The sequence below is a fragment of the Paenibacillus sp. CFBP 13594 genome, assembly GCF_014842675.1.
In the GTDB taxonomy this organism is placed as follows: Bacteria; Bacillota; Bacilli; order Paenibacillales; family Paenibacillaceae; genus Paenibacillus; species Paenibacillus amylolyticus_B.
In genome coordinates this window covers 509,546-522,175 of record NZ_JACYVQ010000003.1, presented here as the reverse complement: position 1 = coordinate 522,175, position 12,630 = coordinate 509,546, and the positions used below count along the sequence as shown (strand labels likewise).

Sequence of the window (12,630 nt, the reverse complement as noted above, 5' to 3'; positions counted from 1 at the left end):
AAAAAAGAAGCAGGCGTTAGCCTGCCACATCTCTTTTGCTGAATACAACCCAGGAAATCACCATGAAAATAACGTAATACACCGCCAGAACTGCAATGGAGAAACCCAGTGTCATTCCTGCACTTGGACCACCCATTAGCGCAAAATCCGCCCCTGAGGTCATGTATTTGCTAAGATCCATGTTGTTGAATAGGACATACTTGGCCCACTCATAACGGACCGGATTGAATATGAGTGAGAAGATACTTTGTGAGAACATAATGAACAGGGATAATCCAATCGCAAGTGCACCTGAACGAAATACGGACGACACCATAAAGGCAATCGCAAGCGTAATAAACAGATCAACGTACAAATATCCCCATAACGTCAGAGCATTCGTAGCTGGACTACTGCTTCCTCCCGGAGCATCATGCGAGAAAAGGATATACGACGTTAGCATGGCCATCACAATGACCAGTAATGTACTGACAATACTGAAGCCAACGACGGTCAGATATTTGGAAGCAAGAACTTTGCTTCGTGACCATGGGCGGATCAGCAATAGCTTAATGGTTCCCCAGGTAAATTCGCCCGCGACCGATTCCGCTGCAATCACGACACAGAAGATCGTGTTCAGGAAAAACGTAATCTGGATGGTCGTTACAGCTGCTTCCCAGTACAAAACTTCATTGGATCCCATGCCTTCTCGCAGTAACACTGGCATTAATAGCGAGATCAGCGCAAGAATCGATAACATGATCCAGGTACGGGGACGACGAAAAATTTTCATATTCTCATTCAATATCAGATTACCGAAACTACCCAATGCCTCCACCCCCAGTGACCTGCAAGAATTGTTCTTCCAGGGTGTGAGTCACGTTACGAATACCGTATACCTGAACCCCTTCGCTAACCAGCTTGGCATTGATATCCGGAATCTGCTCACGAGACACCCGTACCACCAGGACATTGCCCTGTACGATAGCACCCTGAATCAGATCCGCAGCGCGATCAGCATCATTCAACTCAAAAGCAACTTCGATTAATGCATCCGAACCTGCTTCAGCCCGAAGGTTTCTTACATCAATCAGCTTGCCGTTCTGGATGATGGCTACGGTATCACACATCAGCTCCATCTCCGACAATAAATGACTGGATACAAAGACCGTAATGCCTTCCTCTTGGGTGAGCTGACGCAAATAATCTCTCAGTTCCCGTATACCCTGTGGGTCCAAACCATTGGTCGGCTCATCCAGTACAAGCAGCTTCGGTTTATGTAATATCGCTTGCGCGACCCCCAGACGCTGGCGCATGCCCAGTGAATAGGTTTTGACCTTATCGTGAATACGGGCTGTGAGCCCCACACGCTCAATTGTTTCCGCAATACGTTCCTTCGTAACTCCCGGCGACATGCGGGCAAAGTGAACGAGATTCTGGTACCCGGTCAGAAACTTGTACATTTCCGGATTTTCCACAATAGCGCCTACCTGGGCTACCGCCTTCTCAAATTCATTCTTCACACTGTGTCCCGAGATGAAAATGTCACCTTTACTGATGGACATCAGTCCAACCATCATTCGAATCGTCGTTGTTTTTCCCGCGCCATTAGGTCCTAAAAAACCAAAAACCTGCCCCGGAGAAATATCCAGAGTCAGGTCGCTGACCAATGATCGGGAGGATATGATCTTGCTGACGCCCTGAATCCGGACGACCGGCTCCTGCTGCATTCAATCCCCTCCTTCATGGACGAGCATAGCATTCATGCCCGTTTCTCATATGCACATAGTGTATCATAATCTTTAGTATATTGTCCCGCAAACTGGGATTTCCCCTGACGTTTCGCTTCAACTACACACGCTTCACAGCATCCAAGCGGCATTTCACTCCGGTAGAATCCGGTGCGAAATACGTGATTGCCTCCATTGCCCTCTTCCTTCATTTCGACAGAGCTTCTAGTGACCGACACAATCATCCCACAACTGACACAGTAAAAGCGGCCCGTTTCGATCAATGATATTCCTTCCCCTCACAAGGAGCTTAGAAGTCCTTGTTATTTGTCGTTAGACGCTGAAAATTGATACATTTTGTATCTACCTCGTAATTTACTTGACACCGGGACTAATGTCAAGGCTTTACCGCCATGAAAACAAGAAAAACGCAAAAAAAGCTCCATAAATGCGACAAAAGTCTCGCATTTATGGAGTCTCATGTTAGGTAAATGATACAATTCGGTTCAATGTATGGGTTAATATCATTTCCTGATCAGTCACTATTGTCGACCTGCGAGGCATCCTCATTTTTCTGATTTGGATAATACCAGAGTAGGGTCCACTCATCGCCATCCTCTACCAGATAACAGGTCTGCACAATATCGAATTGGCCAAAGGTACCTGAGTACTTCTGGGTGACCCGGATTCTGTAGGCTTCAGAAAATGGCTTAACGCCATCGATCACGGTTACATCGAACTCGCGCTCCGGCTTATCCATCTCCAGCTCAAAGGTTTCCACGCCAAAATGCTGCATAAATATATGTGCTCTGTTCTGTACGTAAGCACTCTTGGGAAACCGCTCTTTCATCAGAGGATGAAAGAGTTCCCATGAACTGCCGAAGTCACCCGTCTGCTCATATTTGTAAAACTCTTCGGCAACAGCAGCAGCTTCATCCGTTGTATCTGCCTGAAACAAATACGGAATGGTTCTGGCAATCAACCACAGCAATAATACAATGATCGTGATGAACCCGATCTTTTTGAGCAAAGCATTGCGGTTCCTTCTTCGCAGCATGTCCAATCCTCCTTGTCCTACTCCATACTTATGATGGATGGCAGACAAGTAGAAGTTGAACGATACATCTAATTTCCTGGGAAATCACTCGCTGCGAATGGAAGTACGCTTTCCCTTTCTGATCCTTCGGATCATGGACTGAAGCCCTGCATATATGGCAATCCCACAGCAGCCGCCAAGCAAGTCTACTCCAACATCACGTATCGAGCTTGTCCGGTCCGGGCTGAACTGCTGAATATACTCATCAATGGAGGCTATGACAAACACCACAGCCAGAGCAGAAACGATACTAGTCACAAGGGATGTTCTTCTGTACCGCAGCCCGCCGTACACAAGCACAGCGAGCACAGCGTATACAAATAAGTGCGCACTCTTGCGAAAGACGAACTCTGCAAAATCATACGGCCGCTGCTTCAGCGAATACTCATACTCCCCATAAGTGAATTGCACATCAGGAAGTGTAAAACCGATGTGCAATTTTTGAGACCATTTATGAAGCCAAGGCTGAATGTCTTGCTGTTGAGAGGATTGCGTGGACATGGACCAGATGACCAGAATCCAGATCACAATCAACAGCAGAGCAATGAGAAATCCATACGTTCTTCGTACATGCTTTTGTCTCGTACGCCCGGAGCCCTCCTCCATCATTTTGATCTTCACCACTTTCATATCTCTATCGTTATTCTATTGATCCAACATACATGCCTCTGCCATTTGTACCTACATATACCTGACCATAGATTTGACGGTCTGCCGCCATAATCTGCGGTTCATTGCCCAGCCCGATTCCATCACCTAAAGGACCTATATTGTTCCAGGTTGCCCCCATATCATCTGAACGGAAGAATCCTTTCACATTATTTACGGTGCCATATACATAGGCGGCTGGAACCAATTTGCCTGGCTGAGCCTTTCCAAAGGCAAATAATTTGGAATTCTGTACGCTCTGGATCTTGGAAAATGTATTTCCCGAGTTGGTCGATGCATATAGTCCATCAGTTCCCAAGCTTACCCATACGGCATTCGCCACACCAGGTGCAGCCTCGACTTTAATGGAGCTTGTATTGATATCCGTATTAACAGGAAGGCGAACCGCATTGGCTTTGGACCAGTTGGCACCTGCATCCGTTGAGCGATACAGATAACCAGCAGCATACATATAAAATTTATATCCATTGATGCGATCGGCAGCCAGTGGATGATTATAGGCAAAGACCATATTCCCCCCGATAGCCTGAAAAGGGGCACCGTTCATATTTTGCCAGGTTGCGCCACGATTCGTGCTTCTGACCGGATTACCGGTCTGGGGGTAATAAACAATTACATTCGGATTAATGGCCGAGTAGGCGACCCTCCCCAGTTTGGAGCCAGCCGGAACATTCATTGGAGTTACGGTAACTCCATTATTGGAAGAGACAAATAAACGTGTGGTCGTACCATACCAGTCGCTGCTTCCCAGAAATATCATGTAATTCGGATTTGCTTCGTGATAGTCAATACTTACAATTTCTCGCATACCCGCGAGCGGGATTTTATTAAGAGGAACATCGGTTACATTTTCATGTCTAAATCCGACCTGATCCGTTAAACCACTGAAGAATGAAACACCCTGAGGTGGTGTGGATGCCGTGAGTGCGACGACTTCTTCATGACCATCGGTAATGGCTTCCCAAGTACTCTCTGTATTGCCAGTCAATCCATTGGTACCATTGATATTTTCCGTTTTGTACACGCCAAACCAGTCTGTAGCATATACGGTACCCGGATTATGCGGATCAAACTTGATACTGGATGTCGCTGAGAAAAACATGTTGGGTGTCCACCATGACGGTTTGGATACCAGCGTTTTGCTCACTGTTGTCCAACTCTGTCCGCCATTAACGGAACGATACAGTGGCAGATTATCCCCGCCTGTTCGAACGGCTGCCAGGATGTGATTATCATTATTGGGATCAATCGTGATTCCATAATAAGATGAGTAACTGGGGCTGGGTGTTATATTCGTCCACTGCACACCATTGAACTTGTAAACGCCTTGATTATCCGTGGTCACATACAACGTCCCGTTCTTCGCCACAGTCATACGCGCAGGATATTCGGGGCTTCTCCCGGTAAGTTGCCAAGTGGTCTGACCATTGCTTCTTGGTGCTTTGCTATACACACCAATGCCGCGAACCCCCGCATACACAACTTGACCTTGCTTGGTCACGGGATTCAATCCATAAGCTACACTCCGAATTCCCTCACCGGACAGCCCGCTAGGTACATCCCATACCTTGCTCCAAGTGGCTGCACCATCACTGGAAGTGTACAATCCATCATATCGTGTACCCACGTGCAGGTAATTGGAATTCGTGGGATTAACCGCAATGCTCTCTCCCATGGCTCGATGGATATTTCCATTCGATTCATTCCGAAGATTAAGTCCGGTTCGAATCCAGGTCTCTCCCCGATCTGTGGATTTCAGAATATCACTCGGCCCCACGTTCCCATACTTCCCAGCAGCGATATACACGACATTGGGGTTTTGCTGATCCAGCGCAATTCCATCCACGCCGTACAGATTGCTGTCCTCATCTCCGAAATGATCAAGTAGTGGGATCCAATCTCCTGAAGTTGCATCCAACCGATAGACTCCTCCAACGTCAGTTCGAGCGTAAACCAGATCAGGCTCAGTCGGATGAATGACCACCCCCGTAACGTACCCCCCACCACCAATAGGTATATTATGCCATTGATAGTTTTGAGCTGATTGAACATAATTTGTACTTGCCGGTATCATGAGCATATACATTAGTAGCACAATCAGGGACAATTTCATTAGCCTGGAGATACGCATCTGGTTCACCGCCCTATCCGATCATTTTGAATGTTCTTCAATCATCTGATGTATCCTGTCTCGTTCCGACTGATCCACAATATAGTAATACACTCCGTCTATTTTTTTGCCCGTGCCTTTAATCTCAACGGATTCAATATGATCCAGTACCGAACGATATTTGGAGAACATCTGCTTCATCTCATCAAAGGTAACGTCGGTTCTAACGTGAGCACTGACTTCGTCCAGCAACGTCTCCAGTTGCAACACGTTAGATACCTGGACCGTATTCTTCAGCACTTGTTTGATGATCTCCCGCTGGCGATCATTCCGCCCGAGATCTCCCTTCGGATCATCATAACGCATCCGTGAAAATCCCAAAGCAGCTTCACCATCCAGATGAATATTGCCTTGCTCGAACCGGTAACCCTCATAGTCAAATGCAAACGGGTTATTCACATCCACTCCACCCACCATGTCGATGACCTGTGCAAAGCCCTCCATATTCACTTTCATGTAGTAATGTATGGGAACATCAAGCAATTGTTCCACCGTTTGCACAGACATGTTAACGCCCCCAAAAGCATAGGCATGGTTGATCTTATCCTCCGTGCCGTGACCAACAATATTCGTTCTGGTATCTCGGGGGATGTTAAACATAAGTGCGGATTGTTTCGCAGGATTAACACTTAATACAATTATGGTGTCGGAGCGCCCCCGATCATTGGAACGTTCATCCACACCCAGAATCAAAGCATTAAAAGGTTCTTCATTCTCCATGTCCACAGGGAAATCGCCCCCACCCCGCTGGTCGACAATAGATACCTGCTTGATGGGTTCCCGGGGTTCATACATTTGATCCGCCGCTGATTTAACATGCGAATACAGGTACACAGAATATCCAATCATGACAACTGCAACAAGGGAAATGGCACCTAATGTTATTTTGATCCCGCGTCTCATGTTATGGCCTCCGTTAGATGACTGCCGTTTTTCTTCCATCGATATTGGTTAGACCTGGACGACCAACGGAGTAGTATTGGAAGGATGTATCTTTAATCTGATCTTCTCCGTAGATGTTTCTTCCATCAATCAGGATGGGTTGATTCATATGTGCTGCCAAATCAGTCAGATTAACCTCCATGAACTCTTTCCATTCCGTCAGAACGCAGAGTGCATCAGCACCTTCCGCCGCTTTCATGGCACGCTCTTCCCACGTAATGGATGGGGAATCCACCTCTTTGCGGAAGTTCTCGGTAGCGATGGGGTCATATGCCCGAATCACTGCTCCCTGCTCAAGCAAACGCTGAATGATCTCAATCGCCGGAGCATCACGAACGTCATCGGTATCCGGTTTGAAAGCAAGCCCCCAGATGGCAATCTCCTTTCCTTCGAGTGAGCCTAGTGCGTCTTCCAGTTTACGAATGACGTTGAAGCGTTGATCTTTGTTCACTTCCACCACGGACTTCAGCAGTTTGAAGTCATAATCCACATTACCTGCAATTTGAATCAGAGCCTGTGTATCCTTAGGGAAACAGGAACCTCCGTAACCAATGCCTGCCTTGAGAAAGGAGGCACCGATTCGTCTGTCATAGCCCATGCCTTCGGCAACGCGGCTGACATCTGCTCCTACTTTTTCACAGATGTTAGAGATTTCGTTGATAAATGAGATCTTGGTTGCCAGGAAAGCGTTGGATGCATATTTAATCATTTCGGCCGAACGAATATCCGTAACAATAATCTGATCGGTTAATGGCTGATGCAGCTCTTTCAACGTGGCGACTGCCCGCTCACTATGTGTCCCAATGACTATCCGGTCAGGATAGAGCGTATCCTGGACAGCGGTACCTTCTCGCAGGAACTCCGGTACCGATGCCATGTCGAATGGATGATTCGTCAAACTGCTGATCCATTCCTGAATACGATCGTTGGTTCCGACAGGAACAGTGCTTTTAGTCATTATTATTTTATAATTATCCATATAAGAACCTATTTCTCGCGCGACAAGCTCAATAAAACTCAGATTTGCTTCGCCATTAGGCAGGGATGGCGTACCCACCGCGATAATGATGATATCCGAAAGACTGATAGCATCCTGAATGTTGGTGGTGAATGACAGCCTTCCTGCTTTCATATTGGCATTCATGATATCCTTCAGACCCGGTTCATAGATCGGAACATGACCGTCCGTTAACATATTCACTTTTTCCACATTGTTGTCGACACAGATCACGTTATTTCCCAGTTCCGAAAAACATACGCCCGATACCAAACCCACATACCCTGTGCCAATCACCGTAATATTCATTCCATAATCTCCCCCATGTTCTAATGTGTTGGTTACGCGTGCTTCACATATGTCTGAACAATATCCTGCCATTCGGTAGACACTCTAACGATATCTTCCTCAATCAGCTGGCTGCCGATCTGTACTTCAATGATCTCCAGTTCCGTAACGGCTCTGACGGAATGAAGCATACTCCGGTCAATGATCACCGTATCTCCTTGCCCGATCATTCGGCTCTGCCCATCCAGAATCAATTCCCCTGTTCCCGATACAACCGTCCATACCTCATTGCGAAGCAAATGGTATTGATAACTCAGGTTTTTCCCGGCACTGATGCAGATTCGTTTGGTGAGAACCTCGCCGCCAGCTTCGTTTCTTGTGTAATCCAGAACCCGGTAGCACCCCCACCTACGCTCCTCATACATGGGGCGTTGATCCTCATTCTTCAAGATTTCCTTGATCCGTGGGCTGGCTTCTTTGTCACTGACCAAAATGCCATCTGGACTCACGGCGACCACCACATCCGACAATCCCAATATGGCAACCGGAATGTTCAATTCATTGACCAAGTGGGTATTCAGGGAATCTCCCGTAATCCACCCTTTTCCTACTACCGAGCTCCCCATCTCTTCCGTGAGTGTGTTCCACGTGCCTAGATCTTTCCAGAAGCCGTTATACGGAATAGCGATAATCTGATTTGCCTTCTCGACAACCTGGTAATCAAAACTGATCTTGTTCAATCTACCGTATTGCTTCAGCATTTCGTCATACTGGATCGGCAGTTCCATCTCAATGAGCAGATTGATCAAATACCCCAGCTTAAAAGCAAAAACCCCGCAATTCCATAATGCGGCCTGCTCAATCATGAGGACCGCATCGGATTCGCAGGGTTTCTCCTGGAACTTCGCTACATTCACGTATTCATTGTTATTTTCACTGGAAGATAGGGATTGCGGAATGATGTATCCATACTTCTCTGACGGGTACGTCGGCACAACTCCCATCAAGGCCAGATCAGCACCAGACTTATCAAGCATCTCCGGTAAGGTTGCCAGCACTTCGAAGAATTCTTTTTCAACAAAGGGATCTACAGGCAACACTGCAATCGTCTCATTCAGACTCACACTCTCTACGGAATACAGATAGGAGGCTGCCAGCGCAATCGCAGGAAATGTATCTCTGCGCTCAGGCTCCACAACGAGTCTGACATCGTCTCCCAGCTGAGAAGTCAGAATCTCCACCTGTGGCAAACTGGTCGCGATAAGCGCCTCTGATGCAAGTCCGGCATGATTCAGCTGTCGCCATACCCGCTGTACCATGGATTCCGGATTTCCCTCTGGCCCATGAAGAACTTTAAGAAATTGCTTGGATCTGGAATCGTTGGATAACGGCCAAAGACGCTTGCCAGAACCGCCGGATAACAGAATACTTCTCATAGGGCTGCACCATCCGACAACACAACCGTACTTGCTCCCTTGCCGGTCTCGTTTGGTTTGTTATATGTGCTGGTCTGATTGGACTCCAGTCTGCCTGCCGGATTGCTCTTGGTCCAGGCTGCATAATAATTTGAGTTCTTGCCGTATGAATTATCCAGCAGGATGTTCGGTTGATCCAGGAGACAGGCCAGGATATGTCCATGCAGACGGGATGTCGTGATGGTCTGGTATTGATTGAATTCCTTAATGGCCGTATGTACCATCCGATCAGAGTATTTGTACCACAACCAGCGGGCGAAAGAGCTGCCTTTTCCTGACTTTAACCGGGATGTAATCATGCGAATGATCTTCCGGTCTACCCGGTTGTACAATGTCTCCCAGTCTTTAAACGTGGCCTTAGGTCCACTGACGGATTCGTAATGCACCTGATTCTGAGTTTTCTCAATGTCTTTACGGAAGAAATACAACATCTCTGCACTAGGCTTGCTCTTGGACTTAAGAGGCCACAACTGATGCGCCATATCCGGAGACAGATAGACATTTGTTTGTTGAAATTCTTTACTGGCTATCTCATAAGATAAGGTATCCCGGACAAAAAAGTGCACATCCTTATGACGATTGAATACTTGGGCTGTCTTTTTCAATTCAATATCACTTTTGTAAAACATCGTCTGTGGCAGAATAACAATCCGGTGATTCGGATGCTGGGCAATCATTCGTTCTCTCAATTTCTGATGGGCAGGGTACAGATCACCAAAGTTACCTCCCCCGTGCAACACAATCGTGATACCTTCCGGAACCTTGAGGGACAAAGGGCAATCCAGAATGCTGTATCTGGCACGTACATGAATATCATTGTCCCGGAAGAAAGCCTCAGTACCTTTCATAATCAACAAGTCGCCACCGTTGCTATGCACCGGGTAATCCAGATAATAGATTTCGGTACGCGGTGGAATGACCTTCAAAATCTGACGTAAATGTCCCTTCAACTCTTCCATTGGATGAATATTGTTAGTGCCCAGCATCTCCATCTCCTCCTTGGGTGACTCTTCTTCTTTTTTTGTTTAACCGTTCATAGAGAAACGTCAGATCTTCCTTGTCATAGAACATGGCGGCAAACTTCACCTTAAATACAATCTTCATCGCAGCCACAGTAACCACCATTCGTACAATGGACCCGATCAATAAGGCAATTGCAATTCCGTTGAGCCCCCACAGCGGGGTGAATACAAAGAACAAAGCCACCGTCACCGATAAAGCAATCAACTGTCTGATCATCACAAGCCCTGGCCGACCCAGTGCATTAAATGCGGATGCCAGAATCCAGGAGCCACCACCAATGATGCATTCCACAGCCAAAATATAAAATGCGACGCTTGCTTCCAAAAATTCGGAGCCAAACAGAAGACCCATCAGGTAGTTCCCTACAAACATGGTGGGTATTACAATGATCATCATGACCATGAGCGAGATGCGGAAGGCTCTGCCAACCGTGCGAATAATCTGCTCTTGAGGCAATCCGGTCACTTTCGGGAAAACAACATTGCTAATCGCCGTCTGAACGGCATTATAGATTCGGGATAAGGCAAATACGACGGAATACAGTCCAAAATCACGCGGGGTGAGCAAAGCCAAAATAATGATTTTATCGAACTGGGTATACAGCGTTCCTAACAATTCAACGCCATACACCTTGCTGCCATAACCAAAAAGCTTCTTGGCTGAGCTCCGGTCCACCCGATCCTTGAACCATCTCAGTCTCAATTCATTACGGTTGGCATAGATGGCCCACGCCACCACGGAGAAGCTGGTTACAAAATAGATCGCAGCCGCGAGCTGAATGCTCAGCATGCCCAGGCCCCATAACACAAAAAGCCCACCTACATTAAACAGGGGGATCATTAACCGGATGCCATTATATACAGCAAATTTCTCCCGACTCTGCGAGAGGGCTGATATGAGATTGATGACAATAAGTACAGGAACCGTAGCAATCGTGTACCATCTGGATATCTGCACGACCTCCGGCGGAAAGCTGGAGAGCCAGAAAGGTAATCCAAACCAGGCCACAATGCCAATGATGATGCACACCGGAACTTGAAAAAGAAAGCTTAACCGCACATACTGTGCACTCTTCTCGGTTGCGCTCTGTTTGATGTTATAGATGATAGAAGTGGGTAGTCCAAATCCAACCAATCCGGTTAAGAGCGCAGGCCAGAACAGAATGGCTGAGAATGCGCCCTTTCCTTCTACGCCGAACATGCGTGACGTCAAAATGGAAGACAGCATCGTCAGTGTCATGACCAGCAGATTGGTTCCACTTGTCTGAAATATGGCACTCATTAAGCCGTTTCCTCTGAATACTTTGCGAAGTGCAACTTGCGCCATAGCGATCCTCATCCCTTACTGTTTTGACGAAGCGACCCAACAATCATGCCGTTTCGGTAACATACTTTGGCAAGCTGACGTGTGAACCGATCTGCATTATAAATGTAGATCAGAGAAGTTGTGATCCCCTGTGCCAGCTTGATGCCATGTTTGGCCGTACGCACAACACCACGATCCTGATCACGAATGGCATCACTCACACCCTGCCAATAGATTCGGCGCAGAAACCAGTTCTTCGTTGTTCGCTCTTTGGCTACTTTATGTTGTACCGCCCCATACGGCGTGTAATATACCTTGAACTTTGTCCGTATTCTTGCAATTAACTCACTCTCTTCACTGGAGAGAAGATTGTTTCCCACTCTTCCAAGGTCTTCACGGAAGGGAGCCAGTTGATCAAAGACGGATAAACGAAAAGCCACATTTGCACCAAATGGAATATAGGGGCTTTTCATTTCAGTGACTTCATCTGCAAAATCCAGAATGGTGAATAGCGACCTGTTCTCCGGTGGAATCCACATTGGCTCAGGCACTTCCCAGATCGGATCAATCTTGCCACCGACACACCCGATAGTTTCACTCATCTCAAACACACTAACGATCTGGCGAATCCAATCCCTGCAAGCAAAGGCATCATCGTCAAGAAACAGGATATACTCGCCGCGCGCCTCGTGAATGGCCCGGTTACGGGCTACAGACAAGCCTTGCTTTTCTTCCAACACATACCGGATCGAATGGTTCTCATGCTGCAAGATGGTTTGAAGCACGATTTCCCGTGTGTTGTCTTTTGAATTGTTATCAATGAGTATGATCTCATAGTCGCTGCTTGCGTAATTCTGTTGTATTGCACTTCGTATGGCCTCTACCGCATCATGTGCACGGTTATACGTACAGATCGCGACGGTTACCTTCATCATTTCATCCCCATATTTTTCAAT

Annotated in this window: 12 protein-coding genes; all 12 read right to left on the bottom strand. The window is 47.0% G+C overall.

The window, feature by feature from the left end; translation table 11 throughout:
• Positions 1-16: 16 nt before the first annotated feature.
• The 12 genes from IFU39_RS13130 to IFU39_RS13075 all read right to left on the bottom strand — a co-directional run bounded on the left by IFU39_RS13130 (position 17) and on the right by IFU39_RS13075 (position 12,606).
• Complete coding sequence (locus tag IFU39_RS13130) at positions 17-808, bottom strand: ABC transporter permease (protein WP_091015416.1); 792 nt, start codon at positions 806-808, stop codon at positions 17-19.
• Positions 801-1,709, bottom strand: a complete 909-nt coding sequence (locus tag IFU39_RS13125; RefSeq protein WP_192133078.1) for an ABC transporter ATP-binding protein — start codon at positions 1,707-1,709, stop codon at positions 801-803. Before IFU39_RS13125 ends, IFU39_RS13130 begins: the two co-directional genes overlap by 8 nt.
• Before the next feature lie 32 nt (positions 1,710-1,741).
• Entirely contained in the window at positions 1,742-1,993 is a 252-nt protein-coding gene (locus IFU39_RS13120) for a hypothetical protein (RefSeq protein ID WP_127551208.1), read from the bottom strand.
• 251 nt (positions 1,994-2,244) lie between these two features.
• A complete protein-coding gene (locus IFU39_RS13115; RefSeq protein ID WP_091015421.1) occupies positions 2,245-2,766 on the bottom strand; it encodes a hypothetical protein in 522 nt (173 codons plus the stop codon).
• Positions 2,767-2,850: 84 nt separating this feature from the next.
• Positions 2,851-3,435 (bottom strand): VanZ family protein, encoded by a 585-nt coding sequence (locus tag IFU39_RS13110; protein ID WP_091015422.1) that lies wholly within the window; start codon positions 3,433-3,435, stop codon positions 2,851-2,853.
• A gap of 10 nt (positions 3,436-3,445) precedes the next feature.
• A complete protein-coding gene (locus IFU39_RS13105; protein WP_206759557.1) occupies positions 3,446-5,605 on the bottom strand; it encodes a WD40/YVTN/BNR-like repeat-containing protein in 2,160 nt (719 codons plus the stop codon).
• 21 nt (positions 5,606-5,626) lie between these two features.
• Positions 5,627-6,547 carry an LCP family glycopolymer transferase gene (locus IFU39_RS13100; RefSeq protein ID WP_105597663.1) on the bottom strand — a complete coding sequence of 307 codons (921 nt, stop codon included), beginning with the start codon at positions 6,545-6,547 and terminating at the stop codon, positions 5,627-5,629.
• A gap of 13 nt (positions 6,548-6,560) precedes the next feature.
• A complete protein-coding gene (locus tag IFU39_RS13095; protein ID WP_091015428.1) occupies positions 6,561-7,892 on the bottom strand; it encodes a UDP-glucose dehydrogenase family protein in 1,332 nt (443 codons plus the stop codon).
• Between the two features lie 32 nt (positions 7,893-7,924).
• Positions 7,925-9,307: a sugar phosphate nucleotidyltransferase gene (locus tag IFU39_RS13090; protein ID WP_105597661.1), complete on the bottom strand. Its 1,383-nt coding sequence runs from the start codon at positions 9,305-9,307 to the stop codon at positions 7,925-7,927.
• Positions 9,304-10,332 carry a polysaccharide pyruvyl transferase family protein gene (locus IFU39_RS13085; RefSeq protein WP_192133074.1) on the bottom strand — a complete coding sequence of 343 codons (1,029 nt, stop codon included), beginning with the start codon at positions 10,330-10,332 and terminating at the stop codon, positions 9,304-9,306. Before IFU39_RS13085 ends, IFU39_RS13090 begins: the two co-directional genes overlap by 4 nt.
• Entirely contained in the window at positions 10,319-11,695 is a 1,377-nt protein-coding gene (locus IFU39_RS13080) for a lipopolysaccharide biosynthesis protein (protein WP_192133071.1), read from the bottom strand. Before IFU39_RS13080 ends, IFU39_RS13085 begins: the two co-directional genes overlap by 14 nt.
• 8 nt (positions 11,696-11,703) lie before the next feature.
• Positions 11,704-12,606, bottom strand: a complete 903-nt coding sequence (locus IFU39_RS13075) for a glycosyltransferase (protein ID WP_105597659.1) — start codon at positions 12,604-12,606, stop codon at positions 11,704-11,706.
• Between the last annotated feature and the right edge of the window lie 24 nt (positions 12,607-12,630).